The organism is Cupriavidus sp. a3 (assembly GCF_051015765.1).
In the GTDB taxonomy this organism is placed as follows: domain Bacteria; phylum Pseudomonadota; class Gammaproteobacteria; order Burkholderiales; family Burkholderiaceae; genus Cupriavidus; species Cupriavidus oxalaticus_A.
The window spans coordinates 2,502,025-2,523,352 of the sequence record NZ_CP170643.1 but is presented as its reverse complement, the minus strand read 5'-3'; the positions used below and the strand labels follow the sequence as shown (position 1 = coordinate 2,523,352).

Annotated in this window: 16 protein-coding genes; 10 read left to right on the top strand and 6 right to left on the bottom strand. The window is 61.0% G+C overall.

Annotated elements, in window-relative coordinates; translation table 11 throughout:
- Positions 1-23: 23 nt before the first annotated feature.
- The 6 genes from mmsB (at position 24) to ACAD63_RS12235 (ending at position 7,335) form a co-directional block, all read left to right on the top strand.
- Positions 24-929 (top strand): 3-hydroxyisobutyrate dehydrogenase, encoded by a 906-nt coding sequence (mmsB, locus tag ACAD63_RS12260; RefSeq protein ID WP_434032731.1) that lies wholly within the window; start codon positions 24-26, stop codon positions 927-929.
- A complete protein-coding gene (locus ACAD63_RS12255; RefSeq protein ID WP_135706479.1) occupies positions 926-1,696 on the top strand; it encodes an enoyl-CoA hydratase in 771 nt (256 codons plus the stop codon). Before mmsB ends, ACAD63_RS12255 begins: the two co-directional genes overlap by 4 nt.
- Before the next feature lie 9 nt (positions 1,697-1,705).
- Complete coding sequence (locus ACAD63_RS12250; protein ID WP_434032730.1) at positions 1,706-2,857, top strand: enoyl-CoA hydratase/isomerase family protein; 1,152 nt, start codon at positions 1,706-1,708, stop codon at positions 2,855-2,857.
- A 795-nt stretch (positions 2,858-3,652) separates the two neighbouring features.
- Positions 3,653-4,285, top strand: coding sequence for a glycogen synthase (locus tag ACAD63_RS12245; RefSeq protein ID WP_434032729.1), 633 nt, complete (start codon positions 3,653-3,655; stop codon positions 4,283-4,285).
- 21 nt (positions 4,286-4,306) lie between these two features.
- A complete protein-coding gene (gene glgP, locus ACAD63_RS12240) occupies positions 4,307-6,817 on the top strand; it encodes an alpha-glucan family phosphorylase (RefSeq protein WP_434032728.1) in 2,511 nt (836 codons plus the stop codon).
- A gap of 218 nt (positions 6,818-7,035) precedes the next feature.
- Positions 7,036-7,335 carry a hypothetical protein gene (locus tag ACAD63_RS12235; RefSeq protein WP_434032727.1) on the top strand — a complete coding sequence of 100 codons (300 nt, stop codon included), beginning with the start codon at positions 7,036-7,038 and terminating at the stop codon, positions 7,333-7,335.
- Between the two features lie 742 nt (positions 7,336-8,077).
- Here the strand turns inward: ACAD63_RS12235 and ACAD63_RS12230 are convergent.
- The 6 genes from ACAD63_RS12230 to ACAD63_RS12205 all read right to left on the bottom strand — a co-directional run bounded on the left by ACAD63_RS12230 (position 8,078) and on the right by ACAD63_RS12205 (position 15,749).
- A complete protein-coding gene (locus ACAD63_RS12230; protein WP_434032726.1) occupies positions 8,078-10,195 on the bottom strand; it encodes a hypothetical protein in 2,118 nt (705 codons plus the stop codon).
- Between the two features lie 249 nt (positions 10,196-10,444).
- Entirely contained in the window at positions 10,445-13,426 is a 2,982-nt protein-coding gene (locus tag ACAD63_RS12225; protein ID WP_434032725.1) for a hypothetical protein, read from the bottom strand.
- A gap of 161 nt (positions 13,427-13,587) precedes the next feature.
- Positions 13,588-14,511, bottom strand: coding sequence for a DUF6895 family protein (locus ACAD63_RS12220; RefSeq protein WP_135706532.1), 924 nt, complete (start codon positions 14,509-14,511; stop codon positions 13,588-13,590).
- Positions 14,508-14,996: a hypothetical protein gene (locus ACAD63_RS12215; protein ID WP_135706533.1), complete on the bottom strand. Its 489-nt coding sequence runs from the start codon at positions 14,994-14,996 to the stop codon at positions 14,508-14,510. The genes ACAD63_RS12220 and ACAD63_RS12215 overlap by 4 nt, the downstream gene beginning before the upstream one ends.
- A 12-nt stretch (positions 14,997-15,008) precedes the next feature.
- Entirely contained in the window at positions 15,009-15,386 is a 378-nt protein-coding gene (locus tag ACAD63_RS12210; RefSeq protein ID WP_133096782.1) for a hypothetical protein, read from the bottom strand.
- Positions 15,387-15,494: 108 nt separating this feature from the next.
- Positions 15,495-15,749: a hypothetical protein gene (locus ACAD63_RS12205; protein ID WP_135706534.1), complete on the bottom strand. Its 255-nt coding sequence runs from the start codon at positions 15,747-15,749 to the stop codon at positions 15,495-15,497.
- Positions 15,750-16,290: 541 nt separating this feature from the next.
- On the opposite strand from ACAD63_RS12205, the gene ACAD63_RS12200 reads away from it, so the two are divergent.
- The 4 genes from ACAD63_RS12200 to ACAD63_RS12185 all read left to right on the top strand — a co-directional run bounded on the left by ACAD63_RS12200 (position 16,291) and on the right by ACAD63_RS12185 (position 21,317).
- A complete protein-coding gene (locus tag ACAD63_RS12200) occupies positions 16,291-16,620 on the top strand; it encodes a hypothetical protein (protein WP_135706535.1) in 330 nt (109 codons plus the stop codon).
- A gap of 87 nt (positions 16,621-16,707) precedes the next feature.
- Entirely contained in the window at positions 16,708-17,625 is a 918-nt protein-coding gene (locus tag ACAD63_RS12195; protein WP_135706536.1) for a cupin-like domain-containing protein, read from the top strand.
- Between the two features lie 5 nt (positions 17,626-17,630).
- Positions 17,631-20,789, top strand: coding sequence for a lantibiotic dehydratase (locus ACAD63_RS12190; protein WP_434033983.1), 3,159 nt, complete (start codon positions 17,631-17,633; stop codon positions 20,787-20,789).
- Between the two features lie 111 nt (positions 20,790-20,900).
- Entirely contained in the window at positions 20,901-21,317 is a 417-nt protein-coding gene (locus ACAD63_RS12185; protein WP_434032724.1) for a hypothetical protein, read from the top strand.
- The last annotated feature ends 11 nt before the right edge of the window (positions 21,318-21,328 follow it).

Genomic DNA, 21,328 nt, shown 5'->3' with positions numbered 1-21,328 from the left:
GACCTATCACGAAGGAGACCCCCATGCATATCGCCTTCATCGGCCTGGGCAACATGGGCGCGCCCATGGCGCGCAACCTGCTCAAAGCCGGCCATACCCTGACCGTGTTCGACCTCAATGCCGCCACCGTCGCCGCGCTATGCGCCGACGGCGCAGCCAGTGCAGACACCGCGCGCAAGGCTGTGGCGGAAGCGGATTTTGTCATCACCATGCTGCCCGCCGCCGCACACGTGCGCAGCGCCTACCTTGGCGAAGACGGCGTGCTCGCCGGCGTGCGCCCGGGCGTGCCGCTGGTCGATTCCAGCACCATCGATCCGGCCACCGTGCGCGAGCTGGCCGCCGCCGCCGAGGAGCACGGCAATTCTCTGGCCGATGCCCCCGTCTCCGGCGGCACCGGCGGCGCTCAGGCCGGCACGCTGACCTTCATGGTCGGTGCCACCGAAACCCTGTTCGCTCAGGTGCGCCCGGTGCTGGCCAGCATGGGCCGCAACCTGGTCCACTGCGGCGGCACTGGCACCGGCCAGGTCGCCAAGATCTGCAACAACCTGATCCTGGGTATTTCGATGATCGGCGTGTCCGAGGCGATGGCGCTGGGCGTGAAGCTCGGCATCGACGCCAACGTGCTGGCCGGCATCGTCAATACCTCGACCGGGCGCTGCTGGTCGTCGGACACTTATAACCCCTACCCCGGGGTGATTGAGGCCGCCCCGGCCGGCCGTGGCTACACCGGTGGCTTTGGCGCCGACCTGATGCTCAAGGACCTGGGCCTGGCCGCCGATGCCGCACGCAGCGTGAAGCAGCCGCTGTTCCTGGGCACGCTGGCACAGCAGGTCTACCAGGCCATGAGCCACGCCGGCGAAGGCCAGCTCGATTTCTCCGGCGTGATCCGCCAGTACCTGTCCGCCACCGACAAGAAGCGCCAGCCATGATCGAATTCGCCCTCGATGGCCACGTCGCCACGCTGACGCTGAGCCGACCGCCCGCCAACGCCTTCACCGCCGACGGCCTGCAGCAGCTGCGCGATCTGGTGGCGATGATCGACGCCAACCCCGAGATTCGCGCCGTCGTTGTCACCGGTGCTGGCGAGAAATTCTTCAGCGCCGGCGCCGATCTGAACGGCTTCGCCGACGGTGATCGTGCCCATGCGCGCGCGATGGCGCAGCAGTTCGGCAGTGCCTTCGAAGCGCTGCAGAACGCGCGCCCCGTGGTCATCGCCGCCATCAACGGCTACGCGATGGGTGGCGGCCTGGAATGCGCGCTGGCCTGCGATATCCGCCTCGCCGAGGAACACGCGCAGATGGCACTGCCCGAAGCCGCCGTGGGCCTGCTGCCGTGCGGCTGCGGCACGCAGACGCTGCCGTGGCTGGTCGGCGAAGGCTGGGCCAAGCGCATGATCCTGACCAACGAACGCGTCGACGCGGCCACCGCGCTGCGCATCGGCCTGGTCGAGCAAGTAGTGCCCCGCGGACAGGCGCTGTCCACCGCGCTGGAGATGGCGCAGCGCGCCGGCAAGGTCAGCCCGCGCGCCGCCGCCTACAGCAAGCAGCTGGTGCACCTGGCACGTCAGGGCGTGCCGCGCCAGGCAGCACTGGCGCTGGAGCGCGAGCGCTTTGTCGACCTGTTCGACGGCGCCGACCAGCGCGAAGGCGTCAACGCCTTCCTCGAGAAACGCGCGCCGCAATGGCGCAACGCCTAGGAGCCCGCCATGCGCCTGACCGAACCGGCCATCTCGCGGCGCAAGGCCGGCACGCAGGATGCCGCCGAGCCCGAGGTTCTGTTTGACGTCGTCAACGGCGTCGGCATTGCCACGCTGAACCGGCCGCGCCACCTCAATGCGCTCTCGTACCGGATGATCATCGCGCTGGGCGCGCAGCTGGAAGCGTGGGCGCAGGACGGCGCTATCCGCGCCGTCGTGCTGCGCGGCGCGGGTCCAAAGGCCTTCTGTGCCGGCGGCGATATCCGCGCGCTGTACGACAGCTACCGCGACGGCACGCCGCTGCACCGGCGCTTCTTTATCGACGAATACACGCTGGACTACCGCCTGCACCGCTATCCCAAGCCGCTGGTGGCGCTGATGGACGGCGTCGTCATGGGCGGCGGCATGGGGCTGGCACAGGCCGCGCACCTGCGCATCGTCACCGAGCGCTCGCGCGTGGCCATGCCGGAGACGGGCATCGGGCTGGTGCCGGATGTCGGTGCCAGCCATTTCATGTCGAAGCTGCCGGTGCAGTTGGCGCTGTATCTCGGCCTGACCGGCGTCACCATTGGTGCCGCCGACGCACTGCTGTGCGGCCTGGCCGATGCCGCGGTCGACAGCGGCGCGCTGGCCGGGCTGGAGCAGACACTGGCCGGCATCGCCTGGGGCGACGACGTGCTCGCCGACCTGCGCCATGCGCTGGTGCGCGAACCCGTGACAAGCGCCGCCGACGCACCGCTGCTGCAGGTGCTGCCCGCGCTGCTGCGCCACTTCCCCGCGCATGCCACATTGCCGGAAATCCTGGCCGGCCTGGCGTGCCAGGACGATCCGCGCTACACCGCCTGGGCCACGCGCACCATCGACGTGCTGCGTACGCGCTCGCCGCTGTCGGCATGTGCCACGCGCGAACTGCTGCTGCGCGGCAGGCGCATGGATCTCGCCGATTGCTTCCGCATGGAGCTTGCGGTGGTGGTGAACGCCTTCTCGCAAGGGGATTTCATCGAAGGCGTGCGCGCGCTGATCGTTGACAAGGACAATGCTCCACGGTGGCGTATCACCACCTATGACGCCGTGGACAAGGATGCCGTGCAGGCGCTGTTTTCTGCCTGGTGGACCGCGGGCGAACAGCCGCTACCGTTGAAAGGGTCGTGCCTGAGTTAGCGAAGGCTGTGCGCCACAGTGTGTTACAGACGGAAATGTTGGTCGCGGTAGCGGCCCACCACCGTCTCGCTCGGGCGGCCCTGCGCAGTTCTGCCGGCAGCTGGCGCGCCAGCGCCGCTTCGGCCTCGGCGCGTTCGGCCCGGCGCCGCGCCGAGGCCAACTCCGCCTGCAGCGCGTCCGGGTCATGCGCGGCTTGCGACCAGTTGTTGTCAATATTCAACTGCAGAGAGCCTGTTTCGTTGTGGTTTCGGTGCTTTCAGCAAATGAAGCTGTCCTTTCTGACCGCTGTGTAGCACTGTACGGCCGTCCAACGCATGGTCGCGAGTGGGCGTACCTGGCCGGTTGTCGACGCTGAAGGCAGTCAGACTGTCGCGGTCGCGGCGGCTGGCCAAGTGTGGTAGCCCGTGGTGCAGGCCTTTTTATTGACCTTGCGACTCCTGCCGCCATGTCGGAATGCCGTCGTCGAAACTATCGAACCATTCCCGGATCGCGTCGGCCACAACGCTTGGATCGCAAGTGTCGGCATCCGGAACGCAGTAACGGTCCGCCGAGTACCGTCATTGACGGACTCGTCGATTCGGTGGGCTCTTTGGTAGTTAGGCGGAGGCAGTGTCCGTGGCTGATCAGCTTCGCCAGAGCGCAGCCTGAAAGTATCCCCTTCGTCAAGAACGCTGACGGTCGGACGGTTACCGCGGAAAGGAATCCTGCAAAGCGAATGAGCAACGGCGCCTCAACCTGAATGTCGACACTTCGGCGCCGCTAGCAGTCTTCATTAGTCGCTTAACCTGGCAGAAGATGGCCGACGTATTACTTGAAAAGTTGCCCGCGATGTTGACACTCCATCCGCGCTTGCAATTTGCGCTACACGGTCGTGGAGAGAGCGCGCTGGAAGCAGGTTTTGCTTTCATGGCGGCCCGCTTTCCCGGGCGCGCATCAGTGCAGATCGGCTACGAGGAGGGGCGGGCGCACCGACTCCATGCAGCCGGCGACATTCTCCTGCACGGGTCTCGCTTCGAACCATGCGGCCTGACCCAGATGTACGCCATGCGTTATGGGACAGTTCCAGTCGTACGGCGGGTCGGTGGATTGGCCGATAGTGTACGCGACGCAGGTATACATGCCCGGGGCGCTTCCGATGCGACCGGCTTCGTGTTTGACGATGCTACTGGCGAAGCCATGGAGTCGGCGCTATCCCGTTGCATTGCGCTGTATGAGAGGCGACCCAAGCGCTGGTCAGAACTCCGCAAGCAGGCCATGTCGGGCGATTTTGGCTGGGCACGGTCAGCTGCAACTTACGCGCGAATCTACTTTGAACTGGCGGGCATACGTATTCCGACGCGAAGCAGGCGTATGCCGACATGTGCGGAGCTACCATGGATTGCGAGTCAGTCGGATGATTGCGAAGCCGCGCCACCGCAAGCGCGCTAATCGCGCGGAGGGAAGCTACAAGTGCATGCCTTTTTGCCACGCACGTTGCCGGAACAGCTGACAGTTCTAACGGAGCTAGCCCTCGATCTGCGTTGGACATGGAACCACGCCTTAGATACCCTGTGGCAAACCATCGACCCGGAACTCTGGAAGCGCAGCCACAACCCATGGGTGATCTTGCAGAACGTCCCGCAATGCCGTCTGGACGAACTCGGAAGAGACTGGAATTTCTTACAGGACCTCAACCGCGCCATTGAGAATCGCCAGTGTTATCTGAATAAGCCGGGCTGGTATGTGGAAAGGGGAAGCCGGAACGGCGATGGTCCTTTGAAGATCGCTTACTTCAGCATGGAATTCGGACTGAGTGAAGCGCTCCCACTTTATGCTGGCGGACTTGGGGTGCTGGCAGGCGACTACCTCAAAACTGCCAGTGATTTAGATGCGCCGATGATCGGCATTGGCCTCCTCTATCAGGAGGGCTATTTCCGCCAGATTATAGATGCACAGGGGAACCAGAGGGAGGCCTATCCATACAATGATCCAACGAGCTTGCCCGTCCAACCAGTGATCGGCCCAGACGGAGCCTGGCTAAAGGTCGAACTCCCGCTACCTGGTCGGACGCTATACGTTCGCGTATGGCAGGCCACTGTCGGGCGCACACGCTTGTACCTGCTCGATAGCAACGACGCGCGCAATGGCGCCGCAGATCGGGGCATCACGGCAAAGCTGTACGGCGGCGGCCCGGAGATGCGCCTACTTCAAGAGTTGGTGCTGGGTATTGGCGGCTGGACCATGCTTGAGGCGCTTGGCATCGAAGTGGATGTGTGTCATCTCAACGAAGGCCATGCGGCGCTGCTGGTGCTGGAGCGTGCTCGGCGCTTCATGCAGCGCACAAAGCTGTCGTTTCTAGAAGCGATGTGGGCGACCCGGGCCGGAAATGTGTTTACGACACACACGCCAGTTCCAGTCGGATTTGACGCCTTTCCACCGTCTCTGATCAATGGGTACGCGCGCGAGTATCTTTCCGAGTTCGGTATCTCGGCGCGCAATTTCCTCGCCCTGGGCCGCCTTGACCCGACCGACGACCAAGAACCATTTCACATGGCCTATCTCGCGCTACGCGGGTGCGCGCATGTCAACGGCGTCAGTCGGCTGCACGCCGAAGTTAGCCGCCGGCTCTTCAGCGGCTTTTTCTCGCGCTGGCCGCTAGATGAGGTCCCCGTGGGCCATGTGACCAACGGAGTGCACGTGCCGTCATGGGATTCGGCTAGGTCGGACCATTCATGGACCTGCGCTTGTGGGAAGGATCGCTGGCTCGGGACTGTAGACCATCTTCCTGAAGCGATGTTTACAAGTGACGACGAAGCCCTGTGGACCCTGGCTGGCGCGCAACGACACGATCTGGTGCGCTACGCGCGGGAACGTCTCGCATGGCAGTTGGGCCAGCGCGGCGCCTCGCCGCAACTGGTTTCAGACTCAGCACAGGTACTCGACCCCAATGCCCTGACGCTTGGGCTTGCACGCCGATTCGTTGAATACAAGCGGCCGAATTTGTTGCTGAGAGATCCGGCGCGTCTGGCGCGTCTGCTCACAGACGCCCAGCATCCTTTGCAACTCATCATCGCGGGAAAGGCGCATCCCGATGATACGGAAGGCAAGGCGCTGATTCGTGAATGGTTCGAGTTCACGCATCGCCCGGAATTGCGCAGGCATGTGGTGTTCTTGGAAGATTACGATCTGGCTCTTGCGCAGTGTCTATTGCAGGGTGTCGATGTGTGGATCAACACACCGCGAAGGCCGCGCGAGGCTTGCGGCACTAGCGGCATGAAAGCGTTGTGCAACGGCGGGCTGAACCTATCGACGCTCGACGGCTGGTGGGCAGAAGCATATCAACTGGAATATGGCTGGGCGATTGGGAGCGGTGAGGGCGGCAAGGGCGACGAGTCGGACGCGGAAAGTCTGTATCGCCTGCTTGAGGAAGAAGTAGTGCCCACCTTCTATGAACGGGACGCTATGGGCATTCCGCGCGGCTGGGTGCGACGAATGCGTGCCAGCATGTCGCATTTGGCCCCCCGTTTCAGTAGCAATCGGATGTTCCTCGAGTACTTGGAGCATTTCTACCGGCCCGCCGCTCGCGCATACCGGCGACGTAGCGAAAGCGGCGCGCGTCTCGCGAGAGCCCTGCACGCATGGGACACGTCGCTTGCTACAGGCTGGCATCAGATCCATTTCGGGACCGCCGACGCAAAGCAGGTAGCAGATCAGTGGTATTTCAGGCTGCCCGTGTACTTGGGCGAAATCAAGCCAGAGTCGGTAAGGGTCGAACTCTATGCTGCGGCCAATGGCGAGTTTCCCGCAGAACGGAGGTCAATGACCTCCGAAGGCCCGATTGCGGGCGCGATAGAAGGCTATATCTACTCCGCATCTGTGCGGGCTTCCCGTCCAGTCGAACATTACACGGCCAGAATACGCGCTTGGCATGAAGAGGCGTTTCTGCCGGCGGAGTCCACATGGATTACGTGGCAGCGCTGAGCGGTGCAGTCAAGCGCCTCAAGGTAAGGTATGCACTGGGTAGATCGGTTAATGCACAACAGAGAAAGGGCTAGCGGCCGGCCTTGGCGAACTTAGTTCTTCGTTGACGTTCATCAATACGGCTGCCCTGTCAACCCTTACCTTGGAGAAGACCAAAAGCCAAAAACGAGGCGGCAGTTATGTTGGTCCCTTGAGGATTCTTTTGTACTAGTGCAACCATGGTGATCAAACATGGACGGGCACTGGACGATCGTGTCTCGCTGACAATTGATCACGATACTCACGATCTTATGGCGATTATCGGCCTGTCCATGGCGGCGCACGCGCAACTGGTGGTCGATGTGGCCGTAGCGGAGAGAATCTTGCGGATGTTTCCACTGAAGTATCCAGAGCTGAGCGAGTTCCCTGTGCCGCTGCCAAGCGCGGAAGACGTCCGATTATTCAGGGTGACACCGATGGTCATTTCCGTGCTCGACTATTCCAAGGGCTTTGGGCATACGAATCTCGTTACCTGCTGATCTCTGGCTCTCGAAGACCACTGAGGCCTGCCTGTACAACCTGAACGACAATTCTCCGTGCCCTCGGGTGCGCCGCAGGCGGACGGCCCTTCTAGTTATAATGAGGTACTCGCGGCCTTCGGCGGTTGCAAAGCATGCCGCCGCGGACTTCTGCGGCCTTAGCACGCGCCGACTCCCACGCTTCGAACACCGCTTTCTATGCCCGCTATGTCGAACCGGGTTGCCGCATCGCTGACCTTGTCGCCGGCGAGGGCATATACCGGTCGTCTCTTCTCGACCTCAAAGGAGTCTGCTCGACCCGCTCGCCGTTCAACGCTAGGTTCAGCAGTAGTTGTGCGCACCTTGGCGCCGGCAGCAGGCCGGCTGGAGCCGACATTGACCCGGCTCGCGCCCAGCGGCCGGTCCGAAGTCGTGACCGGCCATTGAATGGAACTTCGGTCCACGGGCAGCTTGCCAAAACTCGAACTCATCCTGGCGACCAACCCCTGCCGCTCGGCCACGCAAAGAGCCAATGTCGGGTTGCCGCCTTTCGGACACAATGACAGCACCCCCAAGTCGCAAGATTCTGAAGGAGGTCCGCGCTTCGTGTCCACGAATTCAAGAACGGCTCCGTCCAAATTCTTAAACGACTTACGCAGATATTGGATATTTCTGCAAGCCAATCAGCCTCGACAGGCTATGACGCCGCACAGGAAACTGACGGTAGGGTCATCAAGATGAGAGGTGAGCAGCAGTCGGGGACTCACAACCTTGTCCATGCACCCGTAGTGGGGTCCTCCACGAATCTCGGCCAACCGCCGGTATGCCGCATGGCCCCGGGGCGCGGAAACCGGGTGTCCAAACTCTGGCCGAGTTGCTTGGCCATCAGCCTGAAGTCCTTGACGAGGCGGCCCTTTATAAGGGATTCGTGGGTGCCGAGTGACCGCAACACATGCACATGCGCATCCCACATTTCCTGCACCGTCACCAATGTCTCTGCCCCGTTCGGAATCAGTTCCTTCAGCATGTTCGTCTTGACGTTGTGCACGTACCGGATTCGCTGGCCACCGGCCATGATGAACATCTCCCGTGATACGGCTGGGTTCTTTGGCACCACGAAAGCCATGCCAAGGCCTTTCTCGTCGAAAGCCGTCGTCAGATTTGGGTTGTTGCGCCAAAACCGCTGCTCAAGCAGGTGATCGATCTCGAAAATTTTGCCAACATCTGGCACCTTGTTTTTCAGGTTGTTCCGCAGGTTTCGTAGTGTCCCGTAGTCCTCGACACCCCGAGCCACGAGGAAGTCGTAGGCGTCGATGTGTTTCTTGGTCAGTCGCCGCGGCAGCACATCAGCCCTCTCGGCACGATTGATGACTTCCACGAATTCGTCCCCGAGCGCGCGCCTCAGCAACTGTTTCGGAAGTCCGCGATTAGCCTTTTTGGCCCAAGATGCGGGATCGAGTGCAGGTAACTTCTTGCGCAACTTCGGTTGCAGATACCGGTTGTACGCGGCGGCTAGGTCGGCGTCGCGGAATCCGGTGAAGTCCGGTTTGAACACTTTTCTCATTACTCGCCGCTCGACGGCGACGAGGTAAGCGTCGTTTACGACGTTGGTGAACTTGTCGACCAGCTTCGGCAGCGGGAACGCAATCGGGTCGCGAAGGTGCCGGTCGAACGCACTGAGCAGGTCGTCCCACTGGCGAGGTGGGAGGTGGCCGACTGCCTCTACGTAGCCGGCGTCGGCAATTCGCCTGATCTGGCTCAAGGTTGCGTCCTCGGTCGCCGCCTCCAGCCTTGTTCCTTGGACGATCTTGCGCAGCGAGCGAACACCTGCAGCCGAGACTCCGAGCCCAATTGCCGTCGTGATGCCCATCAGCAAGAGCTCTTCTTCGCTGACGTTGTAGCCGAAAAAAGTCTTACCGGTGGCCGCGGCATAGGCGAGCTGACCAAGGTCGTAGACGACGCCGACGACAGGGATGAAATTGATGGCAAGCTCGAATAAGGCGATCACCCAAGGTTGGCGGTTGCTGGGGATGAGCTCGTCGATGGCGTGGCGACGGAAGCGCAGGTGAGGGAAGTCCGCTTTCCCGAGCGCAGCGCCCTGAGGTGGCACGTCGCTCAACCTCGAGACCTCGCATGCCTCTACGATCAGCGCGTCTTTTTGATCCTCGTGCGCGCGAAGGCGTATCTTGACGTCGCGCGTATGCACAATTCTGATAACTGTGCTCGATGGGTCCACGTCGATGAACTCGTGTTCCTTGAGCTCTTCCATCCACTCTTCCGGACGGACGTCGTAGCAGTACGCCGACGGGTTGCCCGGGTTCGAAAGCGTCACGTCCACCTTGGCGAAGCCATCGATCTGCTGGAACGTGACGGCGTTTTCGCCGGGCGTGACCTGCACAGCCTTCTGCTGCTTTTTCCAGTCTTCAATCGCGTCATCATTGGAAGTAAGTGATAAGAGGAATTTCTCCTGTTCGATCCTCTGAGGCTGGCCGATGATGCTGTACCAGTCCAGTGTTTCGTCGGGATCGCCTAGCAGCCCTTCGTCCTGGCACCGGTGCAGATGGACCTGCGGATAGCGCTTCGGATCCAATGCGTTCCATCCGATGGGGACGTTTTGCTCACGGCCGGGCGGTCCCGTCCGCTGCGTCACTGTCACCCCGCGCGCCACAGCGAGTCGGAGGTGCGCCCACTCAAGCTCGAAGTAGTCCCAAGCGAAGGGCCGCACCCCAATCTGGTGCCACGGCGGGCTATTCAGCGCCAGAATGGTACGGTTGCTGGTCCGCCATTGAAGCGAGGACTCGTACCAAGTAATTGTGGCACTGCCTGTCGAGGGATCCTCAACGACCTCGACTTTTGGTGGCAATGCAAACAGGTAGACCATAGCGACTGCCCTAGCTCTTGGTGATTACGAGTCGTCCAGACGGCCAATGGTTGTCACGCCCATTGTCGGGGCCGATTCGCTCCCACCGCGGGAGATCGGAGTTGTAGAGGAGGATCAGCGACGTTGGCACTCGGACCTCCAACGGGTCGTGACGGCATTGGTGAGACGTCGACCGCAGTGCAGGTGCATGGGATAGGGGATAGATCCATCGTCTCTGGCCAGGTAATAACAGCAGAGCGACTCCCCCGCCTACACCTCTTCGCCGGTCTGTGGATCCCAGGTCGGCAGTTGCGGCTTGGTGACGCTACGCGCCAGCACCAACGGCGTCGGCGCCAAGACCGTCCATTCCTTCGGAGAGTCGGGTGGCCAGGCAATCTCTTCGCCCGGTCCGCCCAGCGAAGTCATCTGCTCATCGATGAATGAGACGTAGTTCGGATCGCCTATCTTGGGCAGCCCGAGCCCGCCATAGACCTCGCCGGTCTCCATGTAATGCTTCACCGCATTCTCGAAGCCTGGCCGCACTGAGATCTGCACGCGCGCCGCGCCCGCATTCAAGAAGGCTGCGAAATCAGGATCGGGATGGGTCTGTACGACCGTGCGATCCCATTGCTGGCGGCGGCCCCAAAAATAGGGATAAAGAACCCAGACCATATGCTCCCACTCGAACGCTTGCTGCAGGAAGCGAATCTCCGGCTCCGACGTCCGCACTGCGTCTGTGTCCACCGTCGGATGGCTGCTAAGAGAGCCGTCGGCTTGGCTGAAATCGTACTCGCCCATCAAAGCGAAATCGACGGGGGCATTGCGCATGATGTCAATCGCGGATCGTTGCAGCTCAAACCGAACCATTCGCTGGAGTTCCAACCGCGACCCTTCTGGCAATTTTGTGCTCTCCGCTTGCTGGGTGGACGTAAGCTGGATGATCGTCTGCTCGTATTCGAGGCGCAGTTGCTCGTAGCGCGCCGACACTCTCGCGTAGGCTTCGATCGCCCAATCGCGTCGCGCGTCCTCGGTCAGTTCGAGATTGAGGGTAATGGCACCTACGATACTGGTGAAATTGTCTGCGTTGAAGGCGGCCGCAACGGAAGGTCCGGGCTGCGGAGTGACGAACGTGAAATCCTCGGCCGCCTTTCCCTTGTTGTCGGTCAGATTATTGATGATCCAGGTGTTGACAAGATTTCCCGCAATCCAGCCGCCATTAGGTTTGCTATTTGAATCCTCAACTTCCACTGAAAGGACGAAAGAGCCGTCAACAGCGACATATCCTTCCGGTATCTGCAGGTCCTTGTTCTGCGCATGCTTCGCGCTGCCTCCGCTACCGGTGTTGGATATTGCCATTGAGACTTGCTTATGCTCCTCTGGAAAGTCCGGCAGGTCGCTGACCTGATAAGCCCGAATCACCTCTGCCCGCTTGTCCGCGATGTTGGCGAGCGTCAACGACTCGAACAACTCGGCGTCTGGCCGTTGGAGGGGATTGTGCATTTCAACGCGCGACACCGCCATCTGCCAGATGAGGGCGGCAGGCTCCGGAATTAGCAGGTCATAGAGTTCACGCTCGCCGTAGCAGAAAATTTTGGCCCGGCTGACGCGCTCAAGATATTGATATATGCCAGATATGTGGTCCGGCGCAGTGGTATCGCGGTTGAACCCATGGCGGTTCAGCTCAGTTATTTCCTCTTCGATCACCGAGCGGACCTCTCGCGTTACACGCTCCATGGTGCGCTTGACGGCACGCTCCACGGTCTCACGCGAATATTCTTCGGCGATCTTGGCGGCTTCCTCCGTGGAGCGGCTGTACGAAGCGCTGGCGGAGGCGACAACCTTTGTCGGCCCACGGCTGGTGACCTGGATGCTACCCTCGGCCCGTAGGTCTTCCTTGATCACGTCGCTGATCTCACGGCTGAGTTCAGCCCGATCGGTGACTTGCAGGTCGTGAGTTTCCTCTTCCTCCTTGATCACCTGCTCGAACAGCTCGCGCCGCGTCATCAGGCGCTGGGTATGCTCGCGCAAGCGGGTCTCGCCCACCAGGATATTCTCAAGATATGCGATTTCCGATTGCCTGTAGCCGGTGGTTGTCTGCCGCACGACCAGTAGGTCGCTACGCCCGGCCGGCTCCAGATAGCTTGGCAACTGCGCCGCGTTGGCCATCACCATCGGCAATTCCACTAGCATATCGATCGATGTGCCCAAACGTGTCAACCGGTCGCGCAGGTTGGCCGGTAGTGCCGCCATCAGGTGTTCTGCAAGCGCCCGCCGATAAATCGTCGTGCGCCGTTCGAACTCGGAGAGGTCGACAAGCACCGGATACCCGCCGATGTACGTCCGGGTGATGCCCGCGCGTCGCGGCGGATGCCAGGATCGCTCGGTACCCGCCGGCCGCGGTCCCATAGCCGCGCTGTCCAGGACACGCGTAAGTCGTGCAAGTACGGCCGAATCACGGATGCCTTCGGCCCGCAGCGCTTCGGTCAGCGCCGATGCGCGCGCCCCGCGTTCCAGGTTTGCGATCTCGTCTTCCAAGCGACGCAGTATCTCTCGCCCGCTGGCCGTCTCAAACGATACAGCCGGGAAACGCGGGCCAGGCCGGCCTCCGCCCGATCCTCCACCGCCCGGGGCCGGTGGCTTTCTCGGCGCCTCGGTCGGACGCGCGACGAACACGCGCGGCACGACGAATGGCGCCGTCAACCACGTGACTAACTGCTCGCGGTTGGCCGGTGCGTTCGACTGTGTGGTGGCGGCGACTGCGAGGCGGTAGAGACCTGCAACGATGTCCAGAGGCCTCGTACGATGCAGGGCTGCATACTTGAAGATGAGGAGTAGGTCATTGAGCAACGCGGTCGTGCCCCCGCGCTCCAGTTCCGCCGACCAAGCAGCCACAGTCGGTCCGCCCGGCGCCGCCGCGGCAAGGAAGCTCTTCAGATTCGCCTGGTCATGCGGCCACTGGCCCGAGTCCGCCTTGGCGAGCGCTTCGAGCCCGGGCAGCAGCAATCGGACGCCCGGCACACTGAGCCACGCATCCGACCGGCCGTTGAGATAGGCTGCGACCGGCGTGTTCCACAGCAGGTTAGCCGCCTCCATCGGATCGAGCGCAGGGCGGCTGCCATCTTCGGAGAGTTTGATTTCCTTGGCGATATTCTCCGGAAGCGTGACAGTCACATGAACGAGCCCGACCCCACGTTCGGCATCGGGCGGCCTTTTGGTGGTCAGCGAGAGTAGCGCGGTCCCCTGATAGTCCATGTGATGCCTCCGCAGGTGTATGAGGTGCCGCCTGTCCTCCGCTTCCTCAGCAGAAATGGACACACTTGGCGCCCTCCACGGTCTTTGACAAGCTTCACTTATGTCAACATGAGCTGCTTGTGGCTGCAGATGCTTCGTCAACCGACTCCCGATCCAAGCGCTCAGATTGTGGAATTCCGCAATGTCATTGCTGCCGCCATCAGGGTAACAAGGGTAGTGTGGTAGCAGCCAAGGAAGTCCCGGTGTGCGGCTGTGTCGCCTTCAGCGAAAAGGAAGCTACCTGCGCCGTCGGGTCCCGGCACGGCTCCATCCTCGCGCTGGACAGCAAGCGCGCTATGCAGTCCCTGAGTACTCGCGGGATCATGGCTGGCTTGTAAACAGGCAGCAACCATGGCCAGTTCCGCCGCAAGGTCATTATCGTTGGCGTCAACAAAAGCACGTGTCCAGTATGGGAGCCAAGCGCGCAGGTAATCTGTCACACAAACATCTTCCAGCTCGCGTGCCCCAAAGTCAGTTAGGTAGAACACCTCGTGCGTAATCGCGTAGGCCACCTCCCCCGAGACCACCCATGGTTCGGGCCGTGTTGCTATATAGAGCCCACCCTCTTGGCCTGGCCACTTCGTCAGGCCAAGTTGCCACAAGTTATAGCGCATCGCCAAGCGTGACCAAGGTTGCAGGGGAAGCGCTGCCTCGATGTCCGCGCGCGCAAGTAAGCGTAGTACGCGGTCTAGCGCTGGGTCTCGGAAACCGAGCTGGCGCAACGAAGCATAGAGTGCACAACAAGGCAGGAAATCATGCCGCGCCAGCAGAAGTGCCACCAGTTTGCGGCCATGTTCGCATTGTTGCCAAATCCAGCTGGCCGTCGCATCGAGGAGGGGCAGTTCAAGACCGCATCGCTTCAGCATCCAGACTGTCAGCGCAAGTTCGGTGAGTGGCTTCAATTGTGCCACGTGGTGTTTGTCAAACCGCTGGCTGGTGACTGTGCGCACCGCGAAATGCTGCAGGTTCTCATTGAGCCAGGCCATCCCCAACAACAGGCCGCGCCGGGCGATCCCGGCGGTTCTTGGGCTCAGCCGCGGTGTCAAGGCTTGTCCCTCAGACATTTCAGCACACGGTGTTCATGCCGCAGGTCGTCGGTGTCCGAAAGGCGAGCGAGCGTTCGCAACATTGTGCGGCTTTGGGAAAGGAGCCTGTCACGCACGGTTTCGAGATGAGGCGGCGCGGGCAAAGCCGCCACCACGGTCTGCCAGCGCAGCAATTCCACCAGGGACAGCATCCTGGCTGCATCTGCCAGCGCATACATGGCCGCGCATGGTTCGGCAGTGGGCGTGTAACCTCGGGCTGATAGGCGAGCCAAAAGCCAGCTGCCGAGTATCAGCGACGAGTCCGCGAGGAAGCGGCGCGGTGCTTCGCAGCAGGGGCGAAGCACCGCTGCAATGGCATCGGTGCTACGGCCCGGCGGCAAGCCAGCGAGGAAGGCCTTGGTCTCATGCGTGTTGGCGCCACCAAGAATCAGGCTATCAGCTGCGGCCTGAGTAGCAACGTCGACAGCCTCGTCGGAACGTGGCATTTGCATCCCGTTTCATCCGTTTTGTAGCGGTCCAGCTGACGGCAATGCCTCCAGCTTGACGCAGTGCAGACAAAAGTCGCAGGCGGTTGCTGCCAGTACGCCCTGAGTGCCCAGTCTTACGCCAAGTTTCCGGATACTCTCAAACTCCGCTGGGGTGAGGTATTGGCTTGCCGGGCCAGGCTTGTTGGTTTCGTCACGGGCGGAGTGCGGTCCTTCGGTTGCCACTAGAGCGGGGCGCTGGCTGAACAGCTTGCGAACGACCACTTCCTGCTCGGGCGTCATGCTGACCGATGCCAGGTCGAAGGTCAGCATGGCGGATCCAGCGCCGCCTAGCGTTACCACATGCGTGGTGCGGGTCTGCAGGTGGGAAGTGAGGGTATTGGCATCCATGGAAAGCTCCTTTCCAAAGTGCTGGTGATGCGATCAGAGTCGACTTGCTTACGGCCACGCGCTGCCGTGCGCCCATATTCAGCCGAACATCAATCCGAGCCTGCCAGGCTACAGCCCGCCTTTCTTCTCCAGTCGGATCATGTAGCGGGTCAGTGCCTCGAGAGTAACCCTTAAGTAGGCGCGGGCGAAGCCCAACATTTCTTCAATGGATACCGCGACGGGCGTACAAGTTGACATGCCGCTTCGTGTGAAGGGTTCGCGGGTGAACGGATCCGTTAGGTCGAACACGGTCTGGGCCGCGTTGCTGATGAACTGTAGGTGCTGCAGATTGTCGGTCGACGTGGTGCTGGACAGCGGGTCCACTCGAAGGACTGTTGCCACTTGTCGCCGGAGGTCGGCACTGTGGTGCGTGTCCATAAGGCTCCCCCTGAATGACTCTTGATTCTTTGATTGTGGATTTAGGTTAGGTGAAGAGAGTCTGTCTGACATTAATATTTGTGCAGATGAGATTGAAATGCGCAGTGCGGACGGTCGCGGATTAAAGGCGATAGTCGTAAATGCGCACGCAGAGCCAATTTCGATTGAAGGATCAAGAGCCGCCTCTCTGTAAGCCGAAGATCGGCATGGAGCCATGCGAGCACATTCGCTGCGCGAATTGATTCAAATTTGCTACATATTAAATTTGACTAAATACAGATTTAAAAAGATTTGAAGGCTAGCGTCAAGATACTCCTACCTCTCTGATCGCTGGCCGTCTATTTTTATTTTCAATCCCGACGCCAAAATCGTGGATTCACATCTGGTATGCGATCTTTAAGGCATAACCGTGCCATGCGCCCTTTTGCTGGTCTACGCAGAAAGCGATGGTAACCTGAAGTTTCGATCTCCGACTGCGGGAGGCAGCATGTCTGATTATGTAGAGGTAACCCAGGTCGATGTGAACGCCCTCGCGGAAAAACTTAACGAATTAGGCGCGAAGCTCGACGAAAAGGAAGCGACGGTTCTGTTGGGAATCCTGTCACTGGCGGAGAAGTCCCTGGGCACGCAGACGGTGCCGGATCCCGCCGGCAGTCAACCTGACCAAGCCAAAAAAAGGAAGTTGACGCTAGAGCGCGAAACCATTCGCAATCTCAATGTCTGGGAACGGCTGCTGGCCCCTCGAAGCGAGAGTCTGTGGACTTGCCCCGGACTGCCGGATCCGGGCGCTGACGTCATCAATCCCGCCAAATCATAGTTGGAGGAGCCTGCACCGCTGTCTGGGCATCTGAGCGCACGGAACCGATATCATCGTGGTTTAGCGGCGTGACCGGCGATCAGAGCCATGGAACTCAATCCTGTTCCTCGCATTGCCGCTTGCAGCTTCAGGCCTGCGCGCCTGGCGCGTGCGCCTTGTGTCGTGACCGGCAACGTGGACGCCTGGCCGGCATTGCAGCGGTGGCAGCCCGCATACCTGAAGACCGCCGTTGGGGCGCGCAAGGTGGCCGTGCGCGAGATAAGCGGGGCGCCCCGAAACGTCTACCAGAACATGCTGGCTGGGGGCAAGATCCTGTTTTCCGACTATCTAGACTGGGTTGTCGAGATCGCCGGCGCGGAGGATATCCGCGCCATCGCGGCCGCCGGCGCGGACACGGCGCAGCTAACCCGGGCCATCGGGGCTTGCGGGTTCGAAAGCACCTATTATCTTGACGTGAGCCTAGGCGCGTTGTCGCCACTGCTGCTTGCCGACACCGCCGTACCGCCGTGGTTTGCTCTGCCCCCGGTGGACACCATCTTCTGGTGCGGCATACTGGGAACCTCCTCCGGCCTGCACGCAGATATCAAGCCGAACTGCAATGTGCAGGTATTTGGCAACAAGACCTTCATTATGTTTGCGCCGTCGCAAGCACGTTGGCTATACCCCGTGCCGCGCATGACCCATTGCCGCTTCGATCCCAACGTGCCAGATTTCGAGCGGTTTCCCCTGGCGCGCCGGGCGGTTGGTTGGAAATGCACTCTGCACGCCGGGGAATCTCTCTATATCCCAGTTGGCTGGTATCACCAGGTGACGGTGGCCTCGCCGTGGGCCATCAATGTCAATTTCTTCTGGCCACGACCGTTCCCCCAAGGGCTGGCAACTCCGCAGCTGTGGGGCCAACTGGTGCAACGGGGCTGGGGTAGCCTGTGGCGGGCTTACGCCGACCTGCGTCGCCTGGCTCCTAAAGAGCAACAGCCTGCTTTAACGGGCAAGGACAAAGAGTAGTGGCGATGGCACTAATAAAGGATGAGTTGGCGGACACGGGATTTTTCCTGATGCGCACGCCTGCGCTGCCGTGGGAGGTGCTGCTGAACTGGTGTGCAGATCTGGCCCGGCCGGCTGGGGCAGCGCTGTTGCGAGCGCGCTTACGCGAAATTGTCGAGCGCCCACAAGTGCGTGAGGCAATCGAGCTGGCTTCCCCTGGATTCTCTCGACGCATGGCCCCCTGGTTGAACGGGTGCGAGAACAAGGATGCTCTCGCAATCGAGCGGGTAGCTGTGCGCTACCTGCAGCGTATGGCCAGCCGCGCGACGCCGTTCGGCCTATTCGCCGGCTGGGCCTCGGGTCCGATCGGTGACGTCACCCGTCTCACGGTCGCACCCCGGGCTGATCATCGTCGCCACATCCGTCTAGATGCCGGTTACCTGCAAGAAGTGTCACGATCATTGGCAAAAGACGCTTGCGTCCGGCGCCACCTGCACTATCGCGCAGAGCAGACCCTATACCAGGCCGGCGACCGGTTACGCTACCACGAGATGCGCCTCTGCACTCCGCAGCCGACCTATCACTTGGTGGAAGTAAAGGACAGTCACTACTTACGATGGGTGCTGGCGGCAGCTGCAGGGGAGGATGGCGCCACTTTGAGCGCGATCGCCGAGCAGTTGACGGTGCCATTGCCGGATCTTGAGGAAGCCGACGGGCTCGCATTTCTAGAGGAACTGATCGACGTAGGTCTGCTTCGCCCCGTGTTGCCTCCTTTTGCGACAGGCCCCGAGCCGGGCAGGGCGACTGTGGCATGGCTGCGCAATGTGGCTACCAGTCATTCGCCCCCCTCTGTCCTCAGCACAATATTCGCTGCGACGGACCAGATAGCGTGCCCTGGGGAGTACCCCGAACCGGAGTCGACGGCCCTGCTGCAAGCACTTGCCGAAAGCGATTGCGCTGGACACAAGTTCTATGTCGATCTGGAGAAGCCCGCGGCGTCGCTCTCCTTGAGCCAGCACATGGCCAACGAGATAGCCCGCGGGGCAGAGCTACTGTGCAAGCTGGCAGCGCAGCGCGAGCCAGACGTGCTGGACGAATTCGCGCGGCGCTTTGAGAGCCGCTTCGGCCAGCGTGAAGTGCCCCTATTGCAAGCGTTGGACGAAGAAGACGGCATCGGCTTCGAAGCGAATTCATACATTGGCGCAAGTCCCTCATCCTTGCTGGACGGTTTGCCATCCACTCGCGAGCCCACCAAGCACGTATGGCATGGCGGCGATCAACGTCTGCTGCAGCGTCTTGCGCAAGCGCTCATGCATCAATCGGCACAGGTTGAGCTTGACCACGTTGATATTGAGGCGCTTGTCGAAGATACACCGTGGACTGCTCCCCATGGCAGCACGGCAATTGTCTCGATAGCCGCGGCAGATGCGCCAGCGATGGCCCGGGGCGACTACCAGATCTACCTTCAGAAGGTGATTGGCGGCTCAAGCGCCACCCTGCTGGGCCGCTTTTGCCATGCGTCACCGGAACTCACTGCGCTGGTGCGTGGCGCCCTTCGGCAGGAGGAGGCCAGCGACCCGGATGCGATTCATGCGGAAATCGCCTATTTGCCGCCGGGCAAGGCTGCCAATGTGGTCTGTCGGCCAATACTGCGCGCCTACGAAATTTCGCTATGCGCGTCATCCGGGGCTCCGCCTTCGCAACAAATCGCCGTCAGTGACCTGCTTGTGTCCCTGTGCGAGGGCAAGGTGGTTCTACGCTCTGCCGCAATGGAGCGCCGCGTCGTGCCACATTTGGGATGCGCACACGCCCACCAGCGCGGAGGTCCCATACTGTATCGCTTCCTCGCCAGCCTGGCCGCCGGCGGGCATGCCGCCGAGTCCAGATTCTCTTGGGGGACTTTGTCCAGCGCCCCCTTTCTTCCGCGGCTGGTGTCCGGTCGGTTCGTATTGTCGCTTGCGCGCTGGCAGCTCAGTGGCAAAGAACTGGCGGCGATCCACTTGCTTTCCGAGCACGATCGGATGACAGCGATCGAGGCGCTAAGGGAGAAGCATCGGCTGCCTCGATTCGTGTGGCTTCCGGAAAACGACAAGACGCTGTTGGTCGACTTCGACAATGCGCTGTCAGTCGACAGCTTCCTGGCCACGGCCAGGCGACGCATCTCGGTCGCCGTAACCGAAGTCTTCCCATTGCCCGATCAGCTGTTGGCGAACGGCGAGGAAGGCAGCTTTCATCATGAACTGGTCGTGCCATTGGTTCGCGCTCGCCGCGTCCGTGAAACATTGCGGCCAGCCCGCGCCATGCCGTCCGGCCAAGACAGCAGGCCGGGAGAAGACTGGCTCTATTTTCGTCTGTACGCCGGCCCGTCCACGCTAGACCGCTTGTTGACCGAGTGCGTGGGCCCCTTGGCCGCAGCGCTGCGGGCAGAAGGGGTCATCGATACCTGGTTCTTCATACGCTACGCGGATCCGGACTGGCATTTACGATGGCGCATGCATGGCGACGCATCGATCCTATGGCGGCACGTGGTGCCCCGGGTATTCTCTGCATTGGCGCCGTGGCGCAACAGCCTTTACAAGCACGCCGTAGACACATACGCGCCCGAGATGGAGCGCTACGGCGGCTTTCAAGCGATGGAGCTTGCGCATGCAATCTTCGAAAGCGACAGCGTGGCTGCAATTTCGATTATTGCCCGGTATCGCGCAGACAATGAAGCGAGATGGCGTGCCGCCTTGCTCGGCATGCACACCTTGCTCGATGATTTTTGTCTGGGCATGGATGAGCGCCGACGGGTCATGACCACCTGCCGAAGTCTCCTTCTGAAAGGCCGCGCGCACCAAGAGACATTGGTGGCTCTGGCAGCCAAATACCGCGAAGTGAAGAGTGTCGTGGGAAGCTTGCTCTCCACGCAAACGCATGACTGCGGCGAAGCCGATCTCGCCATCCGGACCCGCTCCGCGAGCATCGCACCCACAATCAACAAACTAGTTGCCCTGGATGCTGATGGGCTGCTTGGATGTAGCCGCGTAGCGCTTGTCCAGAGCTATCTGCACATGTGGGCAAACCGAATTTTTCGGGATTGTGCGAACACCTATGAGCTGGCCCTGTACGACCTGCTCGCGCGACACTATGCGGGCGAGATGGCACGGCGGGTATCCTCGAACTGCCAGGCTGGCGACAACTGACGCGTCACGCGTAGCGGTGGAACTGAATCGCCTTGAAAAAACAGGCTCATCTGATAAGCTTTTAACGGCGGCAAATCGCACTTTGCTAGTCAACCAAGCGGAGTGTCACACATGGCTTTTAGAGCGAAGCGCGTAAGGATCCAAATTCCTTGTGGAATCTCCGGCTCGCTTCTAAACCCCGGCGACCCGCTTGATATCGCCGCGGGCTGTGATGCAGGGTGCAGCGACTCACCGCAATCTGCTGTCTGCCCGCCGCCTCCCCCGATTCGTCCGCAAGGCGCTCCGCCCTGTGGGATGCCGAGCAATTTCTTCGGACTCAATCCATGGGATGAGGTCATCAACCCGACCGAGCAGGCGCTTCTGTCGCCCGAAGATCTTCCCTTGTTCAAGGAAGAGCTTGAATTAAAGATGAAGTTGCTGGAGCTTGCGGATGACGCCACCACTTTGGCGAAGAAACGAGTCCAATCAAAATTGGCAGACGTTGAGCGCGTCGAAAAGGAACTGAAAAAGAAGGGCAAGAACAACTAACGGTGCGGATC

Excerpts from the sequence above, each read along its gene's own strand:
- mmsB (WP_434032731.1), top strand. The coding sequence starts at position 24 with ATGCATATCGCCTTCATCGGCCTGGGCAACATGGGCGCGCCCATGGCG.
- ACAD63_RS12255 (WP_135706479.1), top strand. The coding sequence starts at position 926 with ATGATCGAATTCGCCCTCGATGGCCACGTCGCCACGCTGACGCTGAGC.
- ACAD63_RS12250 (WP_434032730.1), top strand. The coding sequence starts at position 1,706 with ATGCGCCTGACCGAACCGGCCATCTCGCGGCGCAAGGCCGGCACGCAG.
- ACAD63_RS12245 (WP_434032729.1), top strand. The coding sequence starts at position 3,653 with ATGGCCGACGTATTACTTGAAAAGTTGCCCGCGATGTTGACACTCCAT.
- ACAD63_RS12235 (WP_434032727.1), top strand. The coding sequence starts at position 7,036 with ATGGTGATCAAACATGGACGGGCACTGGACGATCGTGTCTCGCTGACA.
- ACAD63_RS12230 (WP_434032726.1), bottom strand. The coding sequence starts at position 10,195 with ATGGTCTACCTGTTTGCATTGCCACCAAAAGTCGAGGTCGTTGAGGAT.
- ACAD63_RS12225 (WP_434032725.1), bottom strand. The coding sequence starts at position 13,426 with ATGGACTATCAGGGGACCGCGCTACTCTCGCTGACCACCAAAAGGCCG.
- ACAD63_RS12215 (WP_135706533.1), bottom strand. The coding sequence starts at position 14,996 with ATGCCACGTTCCGACGAGGCTGTCGACGTTGCTACTCAGGCCGCAGCT.
- ACAD63_RS12210 (WP_133096782.1), bottom strand. The coding sequence starts at position 15,386 with ATGGATGCCAATACCCTCACTTCCCACCTGCAGACCCGCACCACGCAT.
- ACAD63_RS12200 (WP_135706535.1), top strand. The coding sequence starts at position 16,291 with ATGTCTGATTATGTAGAGGTAACCCAGGTCGATGTGAACGCCCTCGCG.
- ACAD63_RS12195 (WP_135706536.1), top strand. The coding sequence starts at position 16,708 with ATGGAACTCAATCCTGTTCCTCGCATTGCCGCTTGCAGCTTCAGGCCT.
- ACAD63_RS12190 (WP_434033983.1), top strand. The coding sequence starts at position 17,631 with ATGGCACTAATAAAGGATGAGTTGGCGGACACGGGATTTTTCCTGATG.
- ACAD63_RS12185 (WP_434032724.1), top strand. The coding sequence starts at position 20,901 with ATGGCTTTTAGAGCGAAGCGCGTAAGGATCCAAATTCCTTGTGGAATC.